Below are 23,159 nucleotides of genomic sequence, written 5' to 3' on the forward strand. Positions count from 1 at the left end.
GCACATAGCTCGGTTGCAGCACAGTTGGGCGTCTTCTAGGCTTGCTTCACAACAAGATCACCGGAGTGACCTGCAATGACAGCCAATGCACCGTTCAATTGGGAGGATCCTCTCCTGCTTGAGCAGCAGCTCAGCGATGAAGAGCGGATGGTACGCAACAGCGCCGCGCAATTTGCACAGACCCAACTGGCGCCTCGTGTCCTGGAGGCGTTCCGGCATGAGCAGACCGACCCGTCGATTTTCCGCAAAATGGGGGAGGCAGGCTTGCTTGGAGCCACAATCCCGAGTGAATACGGAGGCAGTGGACTTAATTATGTGTGTTACGGCTTGATCGCCCGTGAGGTGGAGCGGATTGACTCGGGATACCGCTCCATGATGAGTGTCCAGTCGTCTCTGGTCATGGTGCCTATCTATGAATTTGGTACTCAGGCACAACGCCAGAAATACCTGCCAAGGTTGGCTTCAGGCGAATGGATTGGTTGCTTTGGGCTGACAGAGCCGGATCATGGCTCCGACCCAGGATCAATGGCCAGCCGCGCAAAAAAGGTAGAGGGCGGCTATCGCCTCACCGGTAGCAAGACCTGGATTACCAACAGTCCGATTGCCGATGTGTTTGTTGTATGGGCCAAGGATGAGGCCGGTGATATCCGCGGATTCATTCTGGAAAAAGGCTGGAAAGGTCTCACCGCACCTGCCATTCACGGCAAGGTGGGACTGCGTGCCTCAGTAACGGGTGAAATCGTAATGGATAACGTCTTTGTCCCTGAGGAAAACCGATTTCCAGAAATACGCGGCCTGAAAGGTCCCTTTACCTGCCTCAATTCCGCCCGGTACGGGATCAGCTGGGGTGCATTGGGTGCGGCCGAGTTCTGCTGGCACACCGCTCGACAATACACCCTTGATCGCAAGCAGTTTGGTCGACCTCTTGCTGCAAATCAGCTCATTCAAAAGAAGCTGGCCGACATGCAGACCGATATCACGTTGGCCCTGCAAGGCTGCCTGCGTCTGGGACGAATGAAAGACGAGGGAACGGCCGCCGTGGAGATCACTTCAATTATGAAGCGCAACAGCTGTGGCAAGGCACTGGACATTGCCCGTATGGCCCGGGACATGCTTGGAGGCAACGGTATCTCTGACGAATTTGGCATTGCGCGGCATCTGGTTAATCTTGAGGTGGTCAATACCTACGAAGGAACCCATGACGTGCACGCGCTTATCCTTGGACGGGCACAAACCGGTATCCAGGCCTTCTTTTGATCACTCTCAGGGAGGCTGGCTCATGGCTGGAGCACTTGCAGGCTTACGAGTCCTGGACCTGTCACGGGTTCTTGCCGGGCCTTGGGCAGGACAAATCCTGGCGGACCTGGGGGCAGAAGTCATCAAAGTCGAGCGCCCCGGGCGAGGAGATGATACACGTCATTGGGGGCCGCCCTTTTTAAAAGACCCGCTAGGGGCGAGCACGGGCGAGTCAGCCTACTTTCTATCAGCCAACCGCAACAAGCAGTCGATAGCAGTGGATTTTACTCAGCCCGAAGGCCAGCAGATCCTTCGGGATTTGGCTGTTAAATCCGATGTGGTGCTAGAAAATTTCAAGGTTGGAGGCTTGTCAGCCTATGGCCTGGACTACGCCTCGCTCAGTGCTCTTAACCCGGAACTGATCTACTGCTCGATTACCGGTTTTGGTCAGAGCGGCCCTTATGCACAGCGGGCAGGCTATGACTTCTTGATACAGGGTCTTGGCGGCCTTATGAGTCTGACAGGCCATCCGGATGATGACGAGGGCGGTGGCCCGGTCAAGACAGGGGTTGCGCTGGTAGATATCCTGACGGGGCTGTATGCCACGGTTGCTGTTCTGGCTGCGCTGAACCATCGGACTCAGACCGGTGAAGGGCAGCATATCGACATGGCGCTGCTCGATGTTGAAGTGGCTTGCTTGGCCAACCAGGCCATGAATTATCTGGTCTCCGGTGAGTCGCCAACGCGCCTTGGCAATGCCCATCCCAACATCGTGCCGTATCAAGTCTTTCCAACAGCCGATGGCGATATGATCCTCACGATTGGCAATGATGCTCAGTTCCGCCGGTTCTGCGAGGTGGCAGACCGGCTGGATTGGGTGAATGATCCTCGTTTTGCCACCAACCAGGCGAGGGTCGTCTATCGTATGGAACTGGTTCCGCTGATTCGGCAGGTTACCGTTTTCAGGCGTACTGAAGAATGGATCGCCCTGCTCGAAGCGGTGGGGGTGCCCTGTGGTCCGATCAATTCAGTGGCCCAGGTTTTTGCCGATAAGCAGGTAGCGGCACGCAGTCTGGCCTTTACGATGACGCATCCGCTGGGACAAACCGTTCCGCAGGTGGCAAGCCCGATGCGTCTTTCCAGAACGCCCGTGGAGTACCGACGTCCTCCACCGCTGCTCGGTGAGCATACCGAGCAGGTGTTGCGGTATCTTCTGGGTCACGGCGATGCCAGAGTCAACGCCTGGAGGCAGGCGGGTATAGTCGGTTAGCCTTTACGCCCGAATGCCTGAACGGCCAAGGCCAACCGCTCTACCGCGTGGCCGATCTGCTCGAGCGATGGCGCAGCAAACGACAGCCGTACCGTAGAGTGGTCAGGGGCTTCGGCGTAGAAGGCGCTGCCTGGAACGTACATGACCTTATGCTCAATAGCCTGCTCAAGGACCGCCTGGGCATCCAGCCCCTCTGACCAACGCCCCCAGACAAACAGCCCGCCTGCCGGTATCTGGCATTCGAACCGTTGGCCAAGGTGTGTCTGTAGACCACTCACTAGCGCCAGGCACTTCTCATGATAGGCCGCGGTAAGCACCGGTAGATGCCGCTCCAGTAAACCCTGCTTTAAGTAGGCTTCGGCAATGGATTGCATCCAGCCGGAGGTACACAAGTCAGCGGTTTGCTTGGCGATCGTACAGCGTTTAAGTACCTCGGCAGGCCCTATCATCCAGCCAATACGAACCCCAGGCGCCACGATTTTTGAAAGGCTGGACAAATAGACTACCTGATCTCGGGTCTCCGGCTGCGTGCGAGCCAGCTCTGCCAGAGTAGGAATGGCAACGCCGGTAAAGCGCAGATCACCATACGGATCATCTTCGATAATCAGCAGGTCATGGCGCATCGCCACCTCCAGCAAGGCGCGGCGGCGTTCCAGACCAAGCGTAAGTCCGGTAGGGTTGGCAAATGTGGGGGAGAGATAGAGAAACTTCGGTCGTTGCTCCTGCGTATAGCGGGCCAGCTGCCTATCCAGTTGCGTAGGATCGATACCGTCCAGATCCGAGACGACGGTTTCTATTCTGGCCTGAGCCAACCGTAAGGCTTGAAGCGTAGCGGGGTAGGTAGGTTGTTCTACCAGAACGGCGTCACCCGGCGACAGCAGGACGCGAACCAGCAAATCAAACCCTTGTTGCGAGCCAGACGTGACGATCAGATCGTCCGCCTCACAGGGAATACCACGCTGGCAGCTCAACTGAGCAAGTGCCTCGCGTAGTCCCGGCAAGCCTTCACTGCTGGAATATTGCAGGCAACCGACTGGATTGCGAAAGGCCACTGTCATCGCCTCTGCCAGCCCTGCTTCATCAAACAGATCGGAGGCAGGGTAGCCGCCCGCCAGCGAGATCATGCCGGGTACGGAAAGATACTTGAACAACTCTCGTATGGGAGAGCCCTGTGGCGATTTGAAGACAGGGTTGAAGGTAAGCATGGGAGATTTGCCGTTAATCATAATGTGAAGACTATGCGTCAGCCGCTTCTCTCACTACAAACGAGAAAAAGTCATAGGCTGTTGAAAGAAAGGAATTCTAGTGATTTGCCGTTTCGCTTGACTTTCCTGCTGAACCGGTTAGCTTTGTCGCTCATGAACACCTTTATCACACCCATCGCTGCGTATTATTACTACCTGAACTCTTTCGGGTGGTAGGTGCTGCGCTGCATTCCGAACCGCCTGTGGCGGCTCGGTGAATGCAACCTCTCCCAGTCTCCGCAGGCCAGAAAGCCAAGGAGACGTATTCAATGAACAAGCCCCAGCAAGACCTGCTTCACCTGTTGGAAGAACGTGGTTTCGTCCATCAGATCACCGACCGTGACGGTCTTGGCCAAGCGCTTAATAACGGACCAGTGACCGCGTACCTAGGCTTTGACGCAACGGCTGATAGCCTGCACGTCGGGCATCTGCAAGGTCTCATGCTCATGCGCTGGATGCAGCGTGCAGGGCATCCGATCCTGCTTTTGATCGGTGGTGCCACGACGCGCATTGGCGATCCCAGCTTTCGGGACAGCAGCCGCCCGGTGCTGAACGACGCCCAGATCGCTCAGAATATGTCCGGTATTGCCAAGGCATTTACGACCTACCTGGAAGTGGGCGATACGGACGGGCAAGCCCGGGTAGTAGACAATGCCGAGTGGCTTGATGGGCTGGGTTACCTGAATTTCCTCAATACCGTAGGACGGCATTTCTCGATCAACCGCCTGCTCACGTTCGATGCCATCCGCAATCGCCTGGATCGTGAGCACTCTCTGTCCTTCGAGGAATTTGGCTACACGTTGCTTCAGGCTTACGATTTCGTCGAGTTGGCCCATCGGTATGGCTGCACTCTGCAGTTGGGCGGCGCTGACCAGTGGGCCAACATTATCAATGGCGTTGAGCTGTCACGTCGCCAGAATGGCCCGCAGCTCTACGGGCTTACGATGCCGCTGTTGACCACGAGTGACGGCAAGAAGATGGGCAAGTCGGCACAAGGCGCGGTATGGCTCAACGGCGATAAGCTATCTGCCTATGATTTCTGGCAATTCTGGCGCAACTGCGATGATCGGGACGTACAGCGTTTTCTGGCACTGTTTACCGAACTGCCCATGGACGAAGTACGTCGCCTAGGCGCATTGCAGGGTGCAGAGCTTAACGAGGCGAAAATCGTTCTGGCCAACGAGGCGACCCGTTTGTGCCATGGCGAAGCGGCCCAGCGTGACGCGGAGGCAGCGGCACGGGCGTTGTTCAGTGAGGGCAGCCAGAGCGACACACTCCCCAAAGTGGAAGCCAGCCGCGCCGCGCTGCAAAAGGGCTTGACCCTGACCGATCTTCTGGTGGCCAGCGGACTACAGGGTTCGCGCAGTGCCGTGCGCCGACTGGCGGACGGCGGTGGGCTGCGTCTGGACGACGTGCAGGTCCAGAATCCGGACGAGCCTCTGTCTGCCGCTTTGGAGGGCAGCCGATTGAGTCTGGGCAAGAAGCGTCATTTTCAGGTTGTGCTGGTGGACTGAAAAAGAAAAGCCCAGGTGTTCCGGGGCTTTCTCTATCTCTGGTCTTACGTCGCAAACCGCATCACAAGCCGGTTCATATCTATGGCCAGTCGAAACAGTTCCGCGCTGGCCGTAGCGGTCTGGTTGGCGCCTGCGGACGTCTGTATCGACAGGTCACGGATGCTGACCAGATTGTAGTCAACGGCCCGGGCTACTTGGGCCTGCTCTTCAGACGCCGTGGCGATCAGCAGGTTTTTCTCGTTGATATCGGTAATCGCCTGGGCAATCTGCGCCAGTGCAGCACCGGCACTGGCTCTGGCCTCATGACAGCTGAGCGGCATCGGACGCGGAAGCCGCGTTACGGGCCACGTCCTCCACGGCGGCTGCCCGAATCTGCTGCATCTTGGACAGCGATAAAAGGCCGACAAAGACCAGTAGCGCTGTCACCGTCATAAAGGTGAAAACAACGTTGATGCAAGTTTAGACGTTCTTAGAAATATGATCTGATTTCTTTACTGCTTAGAAAGGAGAGGGGGCCAATAAAACAAAATGCTTGTTTGCTACGAGCGCATCGGAATCAAATTGAGATTACTGTAGTAGAGAGGCATTACGGCACTAAGTGCACAGCTATTATCTTGTTGTTTTATTTTCTATTTAATAAAAAATAATCACATTTATTGATTTTAGAATTCGTTCTGCAGGCTGTAGGGCTTGTGTTGTGTGGGGTTCCCTATATTCCTCTGAGCGTCTCGAATAACCCCGTCTTCCTGCAATTAAAATAAGTCACTTGGTTGGATATTCTAAACTTCATTAGACAAATAGATTAACGATTAGCTTTTTCATAATAGGGTTCTGTAAGACATATTATAAGATTTGTAATCAGGCTAAGGCACGGGCAACGCCCCAATAATGATACGTTAATGGGCGTAAGCCCGTTAAATAAAACGTTTTGAATTCAATCATTTCGAATTTGGCGTCATGGATAAGTTTGCCTATTTCCCGGTTCAGGTGGCAGCCGCCCACTACTTGGGACCAGAGCGGCGTCATCCGATCTTGCCACACACGCACCGCTTCATCGGGGGCTTGCCCATGCTCGCAGAATAGGAGCTGTCCCTGCAGCTTGAGTACGCGATGCATCTCTTTGAGTGCAGCGGCCGGATCTGGAATCGTGCACAGCGAATAGGTCACCACAACCGTGTCGAAGGAGTGATTCTCAAAGGGAATCCGCTCGGCCGACAGGCCAACCAGTTCGACGTCAAGGCCTGCGTGTTGAGCACGAGACCGAGCCAGCCGGTGCATATCCAGGGAAGGGTCCAGTCCAACGATACGCTCTACCTGAGACCTGTCATAGTGCTCAAGGTTGAGCCCGGTCCCGATGCCAATTTCGAGCACCTGACCATACGCCAAGGGGATAAGAGACTGCCGCTGCAGGCGTACGGGTTTAATCCCGCAGGCAATATCGAGCAGATAAGGCAAAACACGACGCTCATACCAGGAACTCATGTTGAACAGGCCACGTGATCCGTTGAAAGACGGTACTACTGTATCCGGTCTGTAAAACAAAAGGCGGGGAGAATACCCCGCCTGGCTCAGGCGATCATTGCTGAATCATCGAGGCCATATTGGCTGTACCCAGTTGAGAAACGAACGCTTCATTACCTATGCCTGAGCGCTCAAGGCTTAGAGTGTGGTTGGTGCCTTCCTGCACCAGCGCGAAATGGTCATTTTGTGTATTCATTTGAGTCACCGTCATGACCAGCCCATCCCCGCGCTGCGCCATATCCAGGGAGCTGTCAGTCGTGTTTCGTTGACTTAAGTTCATCTCATTGTTGTTACCGGTCTGCTCGGCCGTAATCTCATGGGCACCCGCACCCCCCATTTGCACCACGGTCATGCGGTTATCGTTGCCGTTTACCGTGGCTTCCAGGCGGTTGGTCATCTTGGTGGCCAGGTAGCCAGACCACCCCCATTGCTGCACATCCAGAGTATTACGGTCACCGTTCTGGCTGGAGATGAGAGTATTGCCGTCACTTCCCTGCCGGACGTTCATAACGTTGTCGTTCTCATTCTGGAAAGCCTGCATTAGAGATCCGCTCAGCTCGCCCTCGATAGGCTCCAATCCGCTCTGCTGCACCTGAACGATATTGCCATTACCCTGCTGATTGACCTCGGCCTCCTGACGACGCCATTGCTGTTGCAGGTCGATCAGGTTGTTGTCACCGTTTTGCACAAGGTCTGCATCCATGAAGTATTGAGCATCCTCGCCCTGCACAACCCTCATGGTATTGCCATTGCCCAGGGTGCGGGCACTAAGGCTGGGCGTCCCACTCATGTTTTCCAACTGGAGGTCGTGCAGGTTGTAAGTACCCTCCTGGTAGCTCGTGACACACCCGGCGTTATTGCTGCCCTGATCGATACGCACCTCGTTCACGCTGCCTCGCTGCGTAACCGCCACGGTAGACCATCCTCGGGTGTCCTGATAAATCTCCACCAGGTGGCTTTCACCACGCTGATCGATATCAATAGTCCCGCGGGTCCTTTCCCCTGGTAGATCGATACCGCATTGAGTTCGCCCGTTTGCAGCACCGTTTGACGAGTGTCGGTGCCCAGCTGGATCTGAACGCTGTGGTTGCCTTGCCCGGTTTGTGTCAGCGCGGCCGTATTCTGCGCACCGCTCTGAGTCAAGTCGGCCGTATTTGACGCGGCGTAACTATGGGTGGTGCCGAGTAGTCCGATAAGCAGTGCGAGTGGTTTCAACCTGAACATGACGGATATCCCTACGATCTAGTAATGACCTGTACGCGCTTTGCTATTACAGGGCCGGTGTTATCCGGCCTTATGAGCGTAGAAGGAAATCCGAAATCGTCTTTTGCAGCATTTTGCTGTTTGTAGCGCCGGGAAATATCAGACGAACCATAAATCCTTTTCCATTTTCAGCTGAATACTGGCATCACGGGCATAGGCGATGTCACGCACGATGGCAAGCCCAAGGCCCGTACCGTGGATGCCCCGCTCAAGCCGATAGAATCAATACGTTCACATTCATCCGGTGGGATACTTGGACACTGTTTTCCCCTTCCAGAATGACCGCCTGGCCCGGCGGTTTGACTCGCACTGTGATGCAACCTTCAGGCGGGCGTTGTTGACAAGGTTGACGCAGCAGAAAGGCATTGCCTTGTGTTGAGGCAGCCTGCAGCTCACTACGTCGGGCATCTGTCGCCCCACATAGTGAGGAACCGCTTCTTCAACCAGTTCGTCAAAGCGCAGCGGGATGAGGGCGAGCATGTACAGTGAGAAGTTGAAGCTCGGGCCAGGATCAGCAGCTGATTGGTCTTGTAAATCATCCGCTCGCTTGTCTGATTGATAAGGCTCAAGGTGCGACTGCTATCAGGAGCGCCTGCATATTGTTCGCATAACCATGGACGTTGGGTAGGCAAGCCGGCAAGCGTGGTGCGCAACGGGTACACCATATCATCGAGAAAGGCGCGCTGCGCTTCTGCACCCGGGCGGATACAGAGCAGCGGGCGATTGAGCGCGGCAATAATAGCGGAAGGCTTCTCAGGCCGCTCTGTTACTCAACGATGTCAAAGTACGGTAATGGTGCGTTGCTGAACAGCAGCCATAACCTCAGCTGAACCATTACATTAAAAGTAAAATCTTAGCAAAGTCTTATAAGACATTGATTTTCATGATAAATATTTATGTTGATAGATGATAGGTATCTTCCTTCAATTTATCGTGAAGCCAAGCCGTCTACATCTTAGAAAACTCATTAAAAGTCAGAGAGTTAAAGTGATTTCTCGTTAAGATTAGTAATCAACATCAGGTTATGTTTTTAAGCTATTGATTTTTATAGGTATTATTTTGCAAGAATGGTTTTTTTTGATCGCCTCGCTTACAGCTGCATAAAGCGTTGAATCACAGGCACTCTCTGAGGGTCCATAAGTACTCTAGGTTTAATCACGAGGGTCAATCATGGGACTGTTTAGCTCGATTCTTGACAAGCTTGGCTTGGACGGCGTTAGTAACGAAGAGCAGCGAAAGGCTGATGTCGGCGTTATCGATGCCAGCAAAACGTCTACACGTATCGTTACCGATTCTGAAGAAACCAATGCGGCCCACAGCGCTCGTGCCGAGCAACTACAGGCTCCGGCATCTACCGGCGTGCAAAATTCGATGGATATTTCGGCGCGTCTCGATGCGATGGCTGCTAATCATACTGATCACCTGAACTGGCGCTCCTCCATCGTCGACCTGCTCAAGGTACTTAACCTGGACAGCAGTTATGAATCACGCAAGGAAATGGCCGCCGAGCTTGGGTGTCCTGCCGATAAGCTTGGAGATTCGGAGCAGATGAACAACTGGCTACACAAGGCCGTTATGCAAAAGCTGGCCGAGCACGACGGGACGGTTCCTCCCGAGCTTAAGGCGTAACCGGTTTTGGAAGGCAGGCATCCAACTCAAGGATGCCTGTGAGACACCTCCGACGGTCAGGTATTGCCCATCAAGGGATCGCTAATCGAATGGCGGCCAGTTTCAAGTCTGCCAGCCAGACGCCGTTCCCAGCTGCCCTGATCAGCCCGAACCGTAATGTCGTACCATCCACCACTCACGCGCGTCGATATACGCTGTTTATGTGTGGCACCCGCACCAAGCTGAAACTCGTGGGGCTTTTCAAACGTATAGGGACACCGATCAATCTGAACGGTCATAGCCTGCAGGCTTGTATTGGTGATTGTCATGACCAGATTGTGGCTTTTACCGTCACGCTGCAGCCTTACTTCTGGCTGCGGAGCCTTGAGGTTGCCACGCAGTGCTCGATGAAAGCCGTTAGGCCCCAACAACCACAGGTCGTAGGTGCCATCATCTGTAGTAGTGGGGACCCAGACATCACTCAACAGCTTCCCTGCCTCGATGGTATAACGGCGAGGGATATCCTCCAGATGCAGCCGATCGTATACATGCAGCACGAGACCTTGCTCGCCTGTGTTGCGCATGGTCAGGGTTAGCTGGCGCGTCTCCGGACTGGCTTCCGCTTCGACCTCGATCCGATACGGCAATGCTCGGGAAGGGCGAGCCAGACGTCGCTGCACAGGGACTTGTTGTTGGTCAGCAGGCGGAACAGGGACCTGTGGTAGCTGCTCCTGTTTTTCCCGCAACTGATCCGCTGCACGGCGGGAGGTAGTCTGCAAGGGCGGCAATAACTCCTGATTCGGATCAACAAAATTAAAGGCAGACGTCAAATCGCCGCATACCGCTCGCCGCCATGGACTGATATTGGGCTCTTTTACGTTGAAGCGCTTTTCCAAGAATTGCAGTACCGAAGTATGGTCGAAGACCTGCGAATTCACCCAGCCGCCTCGGCTCCACGGCGAAATGACAAACATCGGGACACGGGGCCCTGGTCCGTACACACGTCCATCGGGGGCAGGCTGGTCCTTCGAGCCAGGAGGTGCTTTGTGCTGGAACACTTCGGCATCGAAGGCAATGGTTGATTTACCTGCCAGTGTTCCATCTGCGCGTAGGGAAGGAGCGGCAGGTGGCGGCACATGGTCGAAGAAGCCATCGTTTTCGTCATAGTTGACGAGAAGTACCGTCTTGCTCCAGATCTCTGGATTTTCAGTCAGTGCATTAAGGACTTCCTGGGTATACCAGCCTCCCTGAACAGGACTGGAGGGACCGGGGTGCTCCGAATACTCTGCCGGTGCGACCAGCCAGCTCACCTGAGGCAGCTTGCCTTGTCGGATGTCGCGTCTAAAGCTCTCGAACATGGTTTCTAGGTCTTCGCTGTTCGCTGCTGGCATGGTATTGCCGTTGCCTTTGTACAGCGGGGCGACGGCCTCCAACGCTTCGCGATAGACGACGAAGTCGTTAAAGTCTGCAGAGGGCTGGGCGGGGTTGCCAACCTCGACGCTTGCGGCACGGTATTGGCGAAAGCCTGCATAAGCATTATCACCGAAGTTGTCCGGCAGGTACTGATAGACCTTCCACGAGACGCCTGCATCCTCAAGTCTCTCTGCATAGGTCGTCCAGTCATATCCCTCATCGGGCGGCCCCGGAGCATCCCACTCGTTGACAACCGCTGCGACGTTGGAGCCGGTGGGGCCGTTGGTACCGGTCCAAAGAAACAGGCGATTTGGTGCTGTTCCACCTAACAGCGAGCAATGGTAGGCGTCACACAACGTGAAGGTATTGGCCAAGGCAAACTGAAAGGGCACCTCGTTACGCTCGTAGTATCCCATCGAAGTCAGCGTCTTATAGGTTGGCCATGCACTCAAACGACCACTGTCCCAGGCCGCCTGGGTGTCTGCCCATGAATGTGGCGTGTCATGCACACGCTGGGCGTTACCTTTTCGGCTGTCGAGGTGATAAGGCAGGATAACGCGCTCTTGACCTTGCTGCTGCCAGACAGTGCGTCCGCCCGGCAATGGAATCGTCAGCCGGTCAGCAAAGCCGCGTACGCCCGGCAGCGTTCCGAAATAATGGTCGAATGATCGGTTCTCCTGCATCAGGATGACTACATGCTCGACGTCCTGAATAGTACCGGTACGGTTGTGGGCGGGAATGGCCAATGCCCGTTGGATCGAGGCGGGTAGCATGGCGATGGCCGACCCGACGGCCGCTGCCTGCAATAGATTTCTGCGGGTGAGAGAAGGCATGACTCGTTCGCTCCCTGTACGTGCTAAGGTGGTTAGCCGGAACAACTCGTTACATATTTGTACGGGTAGCAGGTAGCAGAAATATGACACTGCGAAACGATCTGGAATTTATAGGCAGGTATATGAAGCGCTTGTCTGCCAGATGAATCGGTGCGACTGGGCAGAGCCATATCGCACCCAGGCAGGGAGATCAGGATTTTTCAGTAATAATGAATTGATTGGTGCCGAGTTTATGTGCTCCCCAGGAAACGGCGTAGCCCTGGCCAAGCCTTACCGCCTCGGAGACAGCTACCGCCTCGCTGTTGTAAACGCAAGCCAAATGCCATGGAGTGTTCCGATAAACTCCCCAGCCTTTGACCCAGTCCTGGTCGTTGGGATCTCGTTGTAGCTCACGGAGTAGCCATTTGAATTCCATAACAGCCTTCCTTGTAGCAGTGGGACAAGGTGATACAACCATGACGCCCCTCAGCGCAGCGGGCGATTCCGGCTTGTGGCAAGTGTAGCCAAGATCATTGCGTTAGCTTGGTAGACTTTCCGAGAAGGCAGTATCGACTGCAACGGCAGCGATAGCACCACGATGACATTGAACATCGAAACCCGAAGATGTTCATGGAAATGAAGGGACTGGGCCGAAAGAAAGGGCCCCGTCCCTGGGGCAGCATGCTCAGCTAGGCAGGGTATCCTGTCTGCCTGCATATTTCATCGGCTGCCAAATCAATAACTTGAGCCACTTTTTAAAAAATATGGATTTTTTTGCTAACCGTTTATCCCTTTAGACAGACGGCACGCTGTAGTGGCGAATAAATAGCAAAACGCTGCCTCTAACAAACACTACTGCCTGGTTCTGCTTGCATCATGAAGTGTCTGTCTCGCCTTACCTACATTTTTGCTGACTCATTTGCTCTTAAAGGCATCATCGACCAAGAGGGTAGCCTGACGATTACCGCAGCGCCTCTTGATGGAGGAGAGCCTTATACTTGGCGTTTTTCCGCCCGGTATTTGAAAAATGGTGCGCTGTTCCAGACGCTGCTGGACGATATCGAGCATGAGCTGCTCAAACACAACAAGCAGAAGGCGCAGTTGCAAATAGACGACCTGGTAGGAACGCCCGTAGGGCAGGTGTCTCGCTAAAGGCTCATCTGATCACCTGCTACCGTTTATTTTTTTGCCGTTGCCCCCATCTTGATTCCATTACCGCTGCGTGCCGTTGCGCCGTTGGCTCTGTAATAACAGCAGAGGTGTTCAACCTCTGTCTCTTCTCGACGTCAAACGTATTATCGCCTAAAGCAGGATCTGACAGCCTATGAGCCTCGTCTATGGCATCTGCTCGGATGCACATTTGCATAATTGGTCAGCGTTTTCCCGTGTCGACAAGAATGGGCTCAATAGCCGTCTCGGTCATATTCTGGATCAGATTCAGGTGGCGGCGCATGACCTTCGCACGGCAGGAGGGCGTACGCTCTACATCACAGGTGATCTTTTTCATGTACGTGGCTCCGTTTCGCCCACGGTTCTTAATCCAACTATCGACCTGTTCGCACGGCTTACAACAGACCTGGACCTGAACATTCGTGTGTTACCAGGTAATCATGACCTTGAATCCCGTGACAGTAGCGCGCTGGGCAATGCTTGCGAGAGCTTGCGTACCATTCCTGGTATTGAAGTGATTTCAACGCCAATGTTGTTCGAGGATGAGCATGTTGTCATGGTGCCTTGGTATGACCGACTCGATGATGTCCGCCGGCATATTGACGCTTGCCTGACAAATTTGAATGCAAAAGGGGAAGCTCCCAACGCATGGACTCTGATGATTCATGCGCCAGTCAATGGTGTTCTAACCGGCTTGCCAGACCATGGCTTTAACGCAGCAGAGTTGGCCCGATACGGGTTCAAGCGCGTTTTTAGTGGGCACTACCATAACCATAAGCGCTTCAAGGGTGAGGTCTATAGCGTAGGCGCCACCACCCATCAGACTTGGAACGATATAGGGACCCGGGCAGGCTATCTCTTGGTCAGCGATATCGACGTGGTATTTCGTACCTCTTCTGCGCCCCGCTTCATGGATCTGCATATTCGCTGGGATGAGCACGAAGCCAGGGAGCAGTGCAAAGGTAATTATGTGCGGGCACGGCTGGGCGAGGCGACCGAGGAGGAGATTGCCCACCTTCGTGATCAGCTCAAGACATGGGGTGCGCTGGGAAGCCTGGTGCAGGCCATCCCCTTGCCACGCTCTGCTGTTATGCAGCGTCGCTCGCCGGTCTCCAGCGCACCGACACTACGCGAATCGATCCGCGGGTGGGTGGAGGAAAACAGCACGCATGGTGACGCGCTGGTAGCACTGTGCAACGACATACTCAGCGAAGCCGAGGCGATCGATCCATGAGGATACAGAGCCTTTCGATTACTCACTTCATGGCGATTGGACATGTCGAGTCGCTTCCCCTGAACGACAAAGGTCTGGTACTGATCCAGGGCGAGAACCTGGATGATACGAGCCAAAAGAGTAACGGCGCTGGCAAGTCGTCAATTGCCGACGCACTGTGCTGGGCCCTGTATGGCGAAACCGCTCGTCAGGAGTCTGGTGATGCGGTGATCAACCGTACCGCAGGAAAGGGTACAGAGGTCAGACTAGAGCTGCTTGACGAGACGGGCGCACGCTATCGCATCAGTCGTCATCGCAAGCATCGCCAATACAAGAATCAATTGCGCCTTGAGCATTTCATGGAGGGCGAATGGCAGGACCTGACCAAGGGCTCGGATAAGCTGACCCAGGTGCTGGTCGATAAGGTCATGGGCTGTTCGCGCGAAGTGTTCGTTAACGCGATCTATCTGGGTCAGGAGGCTATGCCCGACCTACCTGGGATGACAGACCGAAACCTCAAGCTCCTGGTAGAGGAGGCCGCAGGTATCCATCAGTTGCAACAGGCTTATGAGATCGCTCGGGCCCGACTTAATCAATGCAAGGTCGAGGTAGGAGAGCTCACCACTCAGGCCAAGGCCTTGGAAACAGCCATCACCACCTTTACCGTCAATGTCGAGGCGTCCGAGCAGGATCGCGAGGCGTGGATACGTCAGCAGAGCGCCGCCGTCCAGACTGCTACCCAGCACTACCATGCCGTTCGGGATGCGTTTGATACAAGCCTGGGAGAGTATCTTCAGGCACGCTTGAAAAGCCTGGACGAGCAGGCCGCGGCCGTTCGTCGCAGGATCACCGCGTCCGATGAGGAACGCCGGCAGGAGCGTATCCATGCCAAGGCGCTTCGGGAGGCGGAGCTTGCTTATGCCGCAATCCAACAGACCCTGGAGCGTGAACAAGCCAAGACCCAGCGGCTCGCTCACACGTTGGAGCACATTGACGATCAAGTAGGTACTACGTGTTCTCAATGCGGTCATGTCATCGAACCACAGGATCTTGATGCCTCACGAGACATGACCCGGCAATCCGTGAAAACGCAGCAGGAAAAGGTACTTGCGCTACAAGATCAAGCGAAGACAGCGAAAGGGGCGCTTGACCAGTTGGAAAACAGCCTACGCAATTATCGCCAGCAAATGACTGATGTTTCCGAGCAGAGTGCAACCCTGGAAGCGCTTGAGCAGCAAAGACGAAAAACCCAGGCTGAACAGCACGCCTGGCAGGAACAGGCCAGGCAGCTACAGGTGCTGAAGGAGCGCATCGCGCAGCTCGAATCAGCAAAGAATCCGCACGATTCAGCCATACAGCGTGCACGTGAGCAGTTGGTACAGGCAAGGGTGAGACAAGAAGCCTTGACGGCTACATTGAGCGCAGCGCAGCAACGGCTTGCACTGGCGGAAGAAGCCGCCCGGGTATTCAGCCCGTCAGGCGTTCGTGCGCATATTCTGGATAACGTGACCCCCTACCTGAATGCTCGGACGGCTCACTACTTGTCTACATTGACAGACGGAAACGTGACCGCAGTATGGTCTACCATTGCATTGACGGCTAAGGGGGAGTTACGCGAGAAGTTCTCTATCGATGTGATCAGTGCAACCGGGGGTGAGACCTTTAAAAGTCTCTCAGGAGGAGAAAAGCGTAAAGTCAGGTTAGCAACCGCCATGGCACTGCAAGATCTGGTCGCATCGCGAGCCAGTAAACCCATCAGGTTGTTTATGGCAGACGAGATTGATCAGGCCCTTGATGAGGCCGGTCTTGAGCGATTAATGTTTTTGCTGGAGGAAAAGTCCCATGACAAAGGAACGGTCTTGGTTATCAGCCATACGGATCTACGCGATTGGATTCGTAACAGCATCACTATAACCAAGGAAAACGGACAGGCTACCGTAGAAGCTGCATATACTGTCTAAGCGGTGCTGGTTCATTGGATAGCCAAAAGGGCATTTGATGCGGGCTAGTAAAAATCAGTCTGCTATTTTTGAGTGTTAGAGCTAAGCCAAGCGTCCCTGCAGGCTTGCCAATGGATAGGTGAGGGAAATCATGCCGCGTTGTCCTGACTCTTGCGTTCCTGGTACTTCTTGGCGGCTGACTCGAGACTGCTGACAATGCTGTCATAGACGTCAACGGTCATCTTGCTGGCGTCCGGGTAATCCGTTTCAAACTTCTTCTGAACGGCCGGGCTGCACTCGCTTACCGCATTTTCGATACGCTTGAGCTGACTCTTGTTAATGTAAACAGCAGGCTGGCGGTTGGCATTGGTCTGAGAAGCATCATTGGCATCGTCATCCTCTTGGGCAATGCCTGCAAAGGCTGCCAGGGAATAACGGCGATAGTACGTAATCGCGCTACCAACCCCTTGAGGGTCCATTTTCATGCAGGGGCCCAGCAGGGTATTGCTGATCCATTGACCCGACTCGTGCATCAATACCGTTTCGACACTGACCTTACCATCTTCAAAGCCCGGCATTTGGACGATCGAAAGGCCGAACTTGCTCAGAATCGGTCGGGTTGTATTCAATACTTCAGCCAGATCCGCATACTTGCTTCTGAAGTGCGGATTGATGCTTCCCTTCGTGGCGTTTTCAATCTCAGCCTGTGCGGCGGCCAGAGCCTTGGCAAGGGCGTCGATGTTTTCTGACATTTTCATACAGATATCTCCAAGGCAACATACCCCTTACCGACGGGACAGGGGTGAACGTCGAGAACTGATGAGAAGGGTTTAAAGAGGTGTTTCAGGCAGTCCATCCTATATGGGGGCAAGCGGGCTAAAACCAAGCTGAAAGCCCCGAGTTGCCTGACCTTTCGTCGGCTGAACACTGCCTTTGAAAAGCTTCTCAGTTATCAAACGCGCTACTACTTGGACCACAGCGAAAGCGGTTTATCTGCAAGCGTGCAAAGGTTTGTAATGGCTCAGAATTTATGAAGCGCAAGGGATATCCCATAGCTCAAGGCCTGCCCGGTCAGTTGGCGAAGCTCCTCGTCAGCGTCGTGTTTCGCTGCCTGAACAAGGCGATCACCCAGAGCACCTTCAAGGGATGCAGGCGTTGCCTTCAAAATCTCGAACCCCTTGGCAGTGAGGACACAATCATGAGCGGTTCCAGCCACTACATCGCCATGTTCGATCAAGCCTGCATTGCCAAGCCATTTGACCGAAGCGGTAAAGAATCGAGCCTCATCCGCACAGGGATTAAAGTCATCTATTTCATTCAGGCCCGCCGCCTCGATGTGCTTTTGCATATCAGTACAAAAGAGATTACGCGGAATAGGGAAGGCCTCGTACAACTCACCAAAAAGCCGACCGACCAGATTATCGAACCGTTCAATGTTGGTAGCCATGGGCGCTCCTGAGTTGATTTCACTCCATCATAGCTGACATCGTGATGCGCAGGAGAGCACCGTCTGGCGAAAAGCGCTGTAAATCAAGGTGTTAAATATAGTCGTGCCTTTTTCTGGCTACGCCATCCCGTACTTGGGATGAGCACAGAGTTGCGCTACGATTAGCCTTACGATTTTTATTCTTTACGTAAAGCGAGTAGCCATGAGCCGTAACGGTATAGACAAGGAGAAGGTGGCCACTGCCATTCGGCAGCTAAAGGAAGAGGGCCGGTCTGCCTCTGTACCTGAAATCCGGGCGCTGACAGGAGGCTCGTTTACAACTATTCAACGTTATAAAAAAGAAATCGAAGCTGACGAGCAAAGCCTTTCAGGACCGAGCGGGCGGATCAGAGCGGACATGCTGGCACTGATCGAACAACTCGAACGCAAGTTGCTGGAGAGGGCCCAGCTGGAAATAGACGAGGCTGAGCAGACGCTCGCGGTTCAGGCGAAGTCGATAAATGAAAAGCTCCAACTTGCCGATGAGCGTGCGAACGCCCAGCAAGAGCGTATTAAGGACCTGGAAGCCAGACTAGCGAAAGCCGAAGCACTCGCAGGAGATTACGCAAACCGATACAACGCAGCCAATAACGAGCTGGCCAGGCAGGCGGTAGACCTGACTCATAGCCAGCGTGAGTCGGCTGCCCGTGCCCAGCGTATCGAAACGCTAAGCGCTGAACTCAAGACGGCACGGGATGCGTTGGAAGGTTATCAGGAGGTGATGCAGCGCCAGCGGCTACAGGATCAGGTGCAGTCGGATTCCGCCGTCAGTGACTTGCGCAACCAGCATCAAGCGGTTCTGGCCGAGAATGCCTCTTTGCGGGAGCAGAACATCCAGCTGATTCGGGATAATGAGCGACTCCAGGCCTTGCATACCACACAGGCCCGGCATCTGGATGACCTGGCCCGTCAACTCGATCAGGAGCGCGCCACCGGCAAGGACCTGATCAGGCAGATCGCCCGCCTGGAGGCGCGACTGGAATCGCATCAGCTTTGAGATTTGCCCTCCGGGGCAAGTTGCTCATTCAACTGCTCAACCAGGCGTTCCACCGGAACCGGCCTACCCAACAGAAACCCCTGCGCCTGATCGCAGCTCAGGATACCTAGTGCATTAAGCTGCTCGGCTGTTTCGACACCTTCTGCGGTCACGGACATCGAGAGTGCCTTGCCCAGAGCAACAATGGCCTTGATAATGGCCTGATTGCTATGGCCACCCTCGCTCAAGCTCATGATGAAGCTGCGGTCAATCTTGATGCCGTCGAATGGATACTGGCTCAAGTAGCTGAGCGAGGAATAGCCTGTTCCAAAGTCATCCATGGAAAGCTTCACACCCAGCGCCTTGAGTTCATGCATCAGGGCCAAAGCGCTCTCAGCATTATCCAACATCACGCTTTCGGTAATTTCCAGCTCAAGCCGTGCGGGCTCAAGTTGCGTTTCTTCCAGTACCTGGCGGATACGCTCTACCAGATCATTGCGTTGGAACTCGATACAGGACAGATTAACCGACACGAAAATGGGGCCTTTCCATTCGAGCGCCTCGCGACATGCCTTGCGCAGAACCCAGTCGCTCAGCGGAACTACAAGCCCGCTCTGCTCCGCAACCGGTATGAATACAGCAGGACTCAGCAAACCGCGGGTAGGGTGGTTCCAGCGTACCAGTGCCTCTGCGCCAATGATTTTTCCGTTCTGGATACTAAAGCGCGGCTGGAAGACAAGTTGTAACTCATCGCGCTGCAGTGCGGCCCGCAGGTCTTCCTCGATCTGCTGGCGTTGAAGCAGCCGCTCGTTCATCGCGCTGTCGTACAACCGCCACGTATTACGGCCTGCCCCCTTGGCTTCGTAAAGTGCAATGTCGGCAAACCGAAGCAGCTCGTTCTTGATAACCCCATGGGCAGGCGCCTGCACGATACCAATGCTGGCGCTGACATGAACCTCAAGTCCGTCAATCGTGATCGGAGTAGAAAGACAGGCCAGCAGACACTCTGCCAATACAGAAGTGTTTGGCTGCATTTGCCCAGTAAGAACAAGAACGAACTCATCGCCGCCCTGCCGGGCAATGAATACGCTGCTGTCCATACATCGCTTGAATCGGTTGGCCACTTCGATAAGGACTTTGTCACCAAACTCATGCCCCTGAGTATCGTTGACGTGCTTGAAGTCATCCAGGTCCAGATAAAAAACGGTTAAAGGACTCTCTGGTGTCGGTCCGTTTCCCAAGTGCTCCTTGAGATACCGATACATGTATGTCCGGTTGGGGAGCTGCGTCAGCGGATCATACTTGGACAGATGCTCGTAAAGGGCCTGAGCTTCCATTTCGTCTGTAATGTCGCTAAGGGTCCCGCGATATCCGGATAAGACGCCCTCCGTCCAAACAGACCGAAGATAAAGATGCCCCACACGTTTATGTCCTTCGCGGTCCATGTAAAAGCATTCCAGGGCTTTTGGGGTACCTGCTGATTCCTGATCTTGTTGGGCGCTTTCCTGGAAGTCCGTTTCGCTGAAATCAATAAGCTCCTGTAGCGGCTTCCCCAGCCACTCGTGAACACTAAAGCCGGTGCTAACTGCGAACCGGTCAGAAAGATAGGTCAGCTCACGTCGGGCATTCGTCTCCCAGATCCAGTTTGAAGAAGCCTCGGCAACATCCCGAAAACGAGCCTCGCTATGCTCCAGGGCTTCATGGCTGCTGTCGATCAATGCAGCCGCGCGCAGTGATCGGCGCTTGAGTTTGATTAAAACCAGATACAGGGCAAATGCCGTAAGTACCAGCAGAGGCAGCATTACGCTTAGCAGTACACCACCAGGACGCTCTGCCTGCCAGCTGAGCAGAAAAGGAACACCGTAGTCCTCGCTTATGATAAGGCTGGCGCTATCCTTTTCTGCCGGCCCGGCTTTCAGATTGACAATGCCAGAGGCCGTACCTATCGACGCCAGCTTCTGCTGATCCAGCCGTTCAACAAAGAGCAGGATGGGAAGCTGGTCTCGCCTGGGTAAATACGCCACCTGAATGGGTTGAACCAAAGCTGCCGAAACAATCGCCGGTACGCCATCTATCTGATAAAACCCCTGAACATACGTAAGCGGAGGCTCGCTCCGGAGTCGGTCCAGCATTGCCGGCAAGTCGCCTTCGATCCACTGGAGTGTATCCTTGGGGTCGACCGTATCCTTTAAAAAGGCATAACGGGTATTTTGCGAGCCGTCGACAACCAGGACGGCGTCCAACCCATACTGCGACAGCAGCGAGCCAGCCAGCTTATCTTCTTCACGCGCCCATTTCGTATCGACGGCAGGGTAGAGATGGGTGAAATTCTCCTCCCAGCGGGCATAGTCCATGAGTGTCGCCACCGTGGATTTCTTGCGGGTATCGATAGCATTGCGCAAGGCCTGCTCACCACTGGTAACGGCCTTATTATCCAATGACCAGGCGATATAGCTCGTGACGGCGCCCGCCAGGGCGAACAGGCTCAACATCAGAACGGTAAACATCAGCACAGAGCGATGGGTGAGCTCCGTGTGGCTTTGTGAACGAAACGGCTCGTCCTTTTTCATGGCTGGCGGGGGCGGAGAAATAGGCATGGTCAGGGAGGCGATTCGATAATCTGTTATCAGGTTGTTTTATATCGGCTTCCGTCCTCGCCGCTGTAGCAAATAATCCTATTGAGGCGATGTGAGGCACAACCGGGCGGATCAACAGACCATCAGGCAACTTTTCACTCAAGAATTCCGTTTTGGTGCCGTTCCAATACGCATCACTTTGCATGTCCTTTCTGGTCCACTTATCAAGGTTATGTTTATGAGCCTGCGCTCCCTGAAAATTGCATACCGAAGCCTGTTTTGCTTTGGCGTTATCGCGGTCATCCTGACCGGGCTAGGGGTGTTCAGCCTGGCACAGATGTCTCATATCCAGGATCAGTCTCGGAAAGTGGAACTGAACTCACTGCCCAGTATTGTTGAAAGTGACAATCTGGCCCTGCAAATGGCACGCATTCGTATAGAGGCGTTGCGCCTAATCGCGTTGCCAGATGCTGAAACACTTCGGAAGACTCAGCAAAAAATTAAGGATCTAGGGCAGTTGGTTGACGCTGGCTTTAAGCGCTATGAGCCTCTGGTCAGCACGCCGGAAGAGGACGCGGCGCTACAGCAATTGCAGGCTATCTACCGTGACTACATGGCCAATACGGATCAGCTCGTAGCATTAATGGTCAGAGGCCGGATCGATGATGCCCGTAAGCAGGTCACGGGTGGTATGGCCAGCCTTGGCCTGAGCATGAACGAGCAGACCGAGAAATTGCGTACCCTGAACCAGCAGGCAGCCAAAGCCTTTGGCGAAGATGCACAAGCGGTGTATAGCAGCTCCGTATCCATTACCCTGACAGTTATCGGCTGCGCCTTGGGCCTTACGATTCTGCTGGCCTGGCGTCTGACCTTGAGTCTGTCCAAGCCTATTCGCGAAGCTGTGCAGGCCGCGGAGGCCATCGCGTCGGGTGACCTGACCCACCGGCTGGAAACAACTGGTACAGATGAGGCCGCTCAGTTGCTCAAAGCTATGGGAAAAATGCAGGGCAATCTGCGCGATACGCTTGAGCAGATCAACCGGTCGGCTGAACAACTGGCTGCTGCGACTGAAGAAATGAGCGCAGTCATGAGCGAAAGTACGCAGGGACTGCAACAGCAGAACAGTGAAATTGAGATGGCAGCCACTGCAGTCACCGAAATGAGCCAGGCCGTTGAAGAAGTAGCGGGTAACGCGACGTCGACGTCAGTCGCCTCCAAGGCAGCAGCCGAAACCGCGCGCCGAGGGCAGCGTCAGCTTAACGATACCCTCAGTGCCATTGGTGTCCTGACGGACAACGTTCTGAGCGCTTCTGAGCAGGCACGTCAGCTGGCCGAACAGACACGCAACATTAGCCAGGTGCTGGATGTCATCCGGTCAGTAGCGGAGCAGACCAACCTACTGGCGCTGAACGCTGCAATCGAGGCGGCCAGGGCAGGGGACGCCGGTCGCGGGTTTGCTGTTGTAGCAGACGAGGTGCGCTCACTGGCTCACCGGACCAGCGATTCTACCCGAGAAATCGAGGCCATGATTGGCAGCATTCAGCAGGGGACTACTCATACTGTAGACGCCTTGCTGACCAGTGCAGATCAGGCTAGGCAAACCCAGGAGCAGGCTGAGGCGGCAAGCCATGCACTAGGCACAATCAACGATGCGGTCAACGGTATCGATGAGCGCAACTTGGTCATTGCCAGCGCTGCTGAAGAGCAGGCACAGGTAGCCCGAGAAGTGGATCGTAATCTGGTTCGTATTCGTGATCTGTCTATCCAGACGTCCGCGGGTGCAGAACAGACCCATACAGCCAGCCAGGAGCTTTCTCGCCTGGCTGGAGACCTAAGCGGCATGGTTCGCCGGTTCAGAGTCTGACCGACTGGCAGGATGATGCTGATTAACAGACATCGTTCTGCCCTACGTTTCGG

18 protein-coding genes and 1 pseudogene are annotated in these 23,159 nt (G+C 54.6%); 9 read left to right on the forward strand and 10 right to left on the reverse strand.

Annotated features, from left to right (window positions below):
• Window positions 1-75: 75 nt before the first annotated feature.
• Window positions 76-1,257: an acyl-CoA dehydrogenase gene (locus tag QWJ10_RS09925; protein WP_289925974.1), complete on the forward strand. Its 1,182-nt coding sequence runs from the start codon at window positions 76-78 to the stop codon at window positions 1,255-1,257.
• A gap of 22 nt (window positions 1,258-1,279) precedes the next feature.
• On the forward strand, window positions 1,280-2,506 hold the full coding sequence (locus QWJ10_RS09930) for a CaiB/BaiF CoA-transferase family protein (protein ID WP_125889338.1): 1,227 nt from the start codon (window positions 1,280-1,282) through the stop codon (window positions 2,504-2,506).
• On the opposite strand, the gene QWJ10_RS09935 is transcribed toward QWJ10_RS09930, so the two are convergent.
• Window positions 2,503-3,711, reverse strand: a complete 1,209-nt coding sequence (locus QWJ10_RS09935) for a PLP-dependent aminotransferase family protein (RefSeq protein ID WP_289925977.1) — start codon at window positions 3,709-3,711, stop codon at window positions 2,503-2,505. The two genes, QWJ10_RS09930 and QWJ10_RS09935, sit on opposite strands and share 4 nt — an antisense overlap.
• Before the next feature lie 308 nt (window positions 3,712-4,019).
• Between QWJ10_RS09935 and tyrS the strand changes: the two genes are divergently transcribed.
• A complete protein-coding gene (gene tyrS / locus QWJ10_RS09940) occupies window positions 4,020-5,264 on the forward strand; it encodes a tyrosine--tRNA ligase (RefSeq protein ID WP_289925979.1) in 1,245 nt (414 codons plus the stop codon).
• Between the two features lie 44 nt (window positions 5,265-5,308).
• Here tyrS and QWJ10_RS09945 read toward each other — a convergent pair.
• The 4 genes and pseudogenes from QWJ10_RS09945 to QWJ10_RS09960 form a co-directional block, all read right to left on the reverse strand.
• Window positions 5,309-5,551 (reverse strand): annotated as a pseudogene (locus tag QWJ10_RS09945) (methyl-accepting chemotaxis protein); the annotation flags it as partial.
• A gap of 571 nt (window positions 5,552-6,122) precedes the next feature.
• Complete coding sequence (locus QWJ10_RS09950) at window positions 6,123-6,746, reverse strand: class I SAM-dependent methyltransferase (protein ID WP_289925981.1); 624 nt, start codon at window positions 6,744-6,746, stop codon at window positions 6,123-6,125.
• A 94-nt stretch (window positions 6,747-6,840) separates the two neighbouring features.
• On the reverse strand, window positions 6,841-7,698 hold the full coding sequence (locus QWJ10_RS09955; RefSeq protein ID WP_289925982.1) for a hypothetical protein: 858 nt from the start codon (window positions 7,696-7,698) through the stop codon (window positions 6,841-6,843).
• Window positions 7,671-8,009 carry a curlin repeat-containing protein gene (locus QWJ10_RS09960; RefSeq protein ID WP_289925984.1) on the reverse strand — a complete coding sequence of 113 codons (339 nt, stop codon included), beginning with the start codon at window positions 8,007-8,009 and terminating at the stop codon, window positions 7,671-7,673. The genes QWJ10_RS09955 and QWJ10_RS09960 overlap by 28 nt, the downstream gene beginning before the upstream one ends.
• Window positions 8,010-9,218: 1,209 nt before the next feature.
• On the opposite strand from QWJ10_RS09960, the gene QWJ10_RS09965 reads away from it, so the two are divergent.
• Window positions 9,219-9,677, forward strand: a complete 459-nt coding sequence (locus QWJ10_RS09965) for a DUF3597 domain-containing protein (protein WP_289925986.1) — start codon at window positions 9,219-9,221, stop codon at window positions 9,675-9,677.
• Window positions 9,678-9,733: 56 nt separating this feature from the next.
• Here the strand turns inward: QWJ10_RS09965 and QWJ10_RS09970 are convergent, their stop codons facing one another.
• Window positions 9,734-11,902 carry a phosphocholine-specific phospholipase C gene (locus QWJ10_RS09970; RefSeq protein ID WP_289925988.1) on the reverse strand — a complete coding sequence of 723 codons (2,169 nt, stop codon included), beginning with the start codon at window positions 11,900-11,902 and terminating at the stop codon, window positions 9,734-9,736.
• A 190-nt stretch (window positions 11,903-12,092) separates the two neighbouring features.
• Entirely contained in the window at window positions 12,093-12,317 is a 225-nt protein-coding gene (locus QWJ10_RS09975; RefSeq protein WP_010798486.1) for a hypothetical protein, read from the reverse strand.
• Between the two features lie 440 nt (window positions 12,318-12,757).
• On the opposite strand from QWJ10_RS09975, the gene QWJ10_RS09980 reads away from it, so the two are divergent.
• From QWJ10_RS09980 to QWJ10_RS09990, 3 genes are all read left to right on the forward strand, one after another.
• Window positions 12,758-13,033 (forward strand): hypothetical protein, encoded by a 276-nt coding sequence (locus tag QWJ10_RS09980; protein ID WP_010798485.1) that lies wholly within the window; start codon window positions 12,758-12,760, stop codon window positions 13,031-13,033.
• Between the two features lie 172 nt (window positions 13,034-13,205).
• A complete protein-coding gene (locus tag QWJ10_RS09985; RefSeq protein ID WP_289925993.1) occupies window positions 13,206-14,285 on the forward strand; it encodes a metallophosphoesterase in 1,080 nt (359 codons plus the stop codon).
• Window positions 14,282-16,225, forward strand: a complete 1,944-nt coding sequence (locus QWJ10_RS09990) for an AAA family ATPase (protein WP_289925995.1) — start codon at window positions 14,282-14,284, stop codon at window positions 16,223-16,225. The genes QWJ10_RS09985 and QWJ10_RS09990 overlap by 4 nt, the downstream gene beginning before the upstream one ends.
• Before the next feature lie 128 nt (window positions 16,226-16,353).
• On the opposite strand, the gene QWJ10_RS09995 is transcribed toward QWJ10_RS09990, so the two are convergent.
• Together QWJ10_RS09995 and QWJ10_RS10000 are read right to left on the reverse strand one after the other, a co-directional pair.
• The gene (locus QWJ10_RS09995) at window positions 16,354-16,962 is read right to left on the reverse strand and encodes an ERF family protein (protein WP_010798482.1); all 609 of its coding nucleotides are present in this window, start codon (window positions 16,960-16,962) and stop codon (window positions 16,354-16,356) included.
• Between the two features lie 263 nt (window positions 16,963-17,225).
• Window positions 17,226-17,651, reverse strand: a complete 426-nt coding sequence (locus tag QWJ10_RS10000) for a hypothetical protein (RefSeq protein ID WP_289925999.1) — start codon at window positions 17,649-17,651, stop codon at window positions 17,226-17,228.
• A 202-nt stretch (window positions 17,652-17,853) separates the two neighbouring features.
• Here QWJ10_RS10000 and QWJ10_RS10005 point away from each other — a divergent pair, with 202 nt between their 5' ends.
• On the forward strand, window positions 17,854-18,687 hold the full coding sequence (locus tag QWJ10_RS10005) for a DNA-binding protein (protein ID WP_019367108.1): 834 nt from the start codon (window positions 17,854-17,856) through the stop codon (window positions 18,685-18,687).
• Here the strand turns inward: QWJ10_RS10005 and QWJ10_RS10010 are convergent.
• The gene (locus QWJ10_RS10010; protein WP_289926001.1) at window positions 18,678-21,263 is read right to left on the reverse strand and encodes an EAL domain-containing protein; all 2,586 of its coding nucleotides are present in this window, start codon (window positions 21,261-21,263) and stop codon (window positions 18,678-18,680) included. The genes QWJ10_RS10005 and QWJ10_RS10010 overlap by 10 nt on opposite strands.
• 217 nt (window positions 21,264-21,480) lie before the next feature.
• Between QWJ10_RS10010 and QWJ10_RS10015 the strand changes: the two genes are divergently transcribed.
• Window positions 21,481-23,106 carry a methyl-accepting chemotaxis protein gene (locus QWJ10_RS10015; protein WP_289926003.1) on the forward strand — a complete coding sequence of 542 codons (1,626 nt, stop codon included), beginning with the start codon at window positions 21,481-21,483 and terminating at the stop codon, window positions 23,104-23,106.
• The last annotated feature ends 53 nt before the right edge of the window (window positions 23,107-23,159 follow it).

This window comes from Pseudomonas sp. WAC2 (genome assembly GCF_030403525.1).
GTDB lineage: Bacteria > Pseudomonadota > Gammaproteobacteria > Pseudomonadales > Pseudomonadaceae > Chryseomonas > Chryseomonas luteola.

Bases quoted from the DNA above. Each gene is read 5' to 3' on its own strand.
- QWJ10_RS10015 (WP_289926003.1), top strand. From the start codon at position 21,481: ATGAGCCTGCGCTCCCTGAAAATTGCATACCGAAGCCTGTTTTGCTTT.
- QWJ10_RS09970 (WP_289925988.1), bottom strand. From the start codon at position 11,902: ATGCCTTCTCTCACCCGCAGAAATCTATTGCAGGCAGCGGCCGTCGGG.
- QWJ10_RS10005 (WP_019367108.1), top strand. From the start codon at position 17,854: ATGAGCCGTAACGGTATAGACAAGGAGAAGGTGGCCACTGCCATTCGG.
- QWJ10_RS09925 (WP_289925974.1), top strand. From the start codon at position 76: ATGACAGCCAATGCACCGTTCAATTGGGAGGATCCTCTCCTGCTTGAG.
- QWJ10_RS09995 (WP_010798482.1), bottom strand. From the start codon at position 16,962: ATGAAAATGTCAGAAAACATCGACGCCCTTGCCAAGGCTCTGGCCGCC.
- QWJ10_RS09980 (WP_010798485.1), top strand. From the start codon at position 12,758: ATGAAGTGTCTGTCTCGCCTTACCTACATTTTTGCTGACTCATTTGCT.
- QWJ10_RS09935 (WP_289925977.1), bottom strand. From the start codon at position 3,711: ATGCTTACCTTCAACCCTGTCTTCAAATCGCCACAGGGCTCTCCCATA.
- tyrS (WP_289925979.1), top strand. From the start codon at position 4,020: ATGAACAAGCCCCAGCAAGACCTGCTTCACCTGTTGGAAGAACGTGGT.
- QWJ10_RS09965 (WP_289925986.1), top strand. From the start codon at position 9,219: ATGGGACTGTTTAGCTCGATTCTTGACAAGCTTGGCTTGGACGGCGTT.
- QWJ10_RS10000 (WP_289925999.1), bottom strand. From the start codon at position 17,651: ATGGCTACCAACATTGAACGGTTCGATAATCTGGTCGGTCGGCTTTTT.
- QWJ10_RS09960 (WP_289925984.1), bottom strand. From the start codon at position 8,009: ATGTTCAGGTTGAAACCACTCGCACTGCTTATCGGACTACTCGGCACC.
- QWJ10_RS09930 (WP_125889338.1), top strand. From the start codon at position 1,280: ATGGCTGGAGCACTTGCAGGCTTACGAGTCCTGGACCTGTCACGGGTT.
- QWJ10_RS10010 (WP_289926001.1), bottom strand. From the start codon at position 21,263: ATGCCTATTTCTCCGCCCCCGCCAGCCATGAAAAAGGACGAGCCGTTT.
- QWJ10_RS09950 (WP_289925981.1), bottom strand. From the start codon at position 6,746: ATGAGTTCCTGGTATGAGCGTCGTGTTTTGCCTTATCTGCTCGATATT.
- QWJ10_RS09990 (WP_289925995.1), top strand. From the start codon at position 14,282: ATGAGGATACAGAGCCTTTCGATTACTCACTTCATGGCGATTGGACAT.
- QWJ10_RS09975 (WP_010798486.1), bottom strand. From the start codon at position 12,317: ATGGAATTCAAATGGCTACTCCGTGAGCTACAACGAGATCCCAACGAC.
- QWJ10_RS09985 (WP_289925993.1), top strand. From the start codon at position 13,206: ATGAGCCTCGTCTATGGCATCTGCTCGGATGCACATTTGCATAATTGG.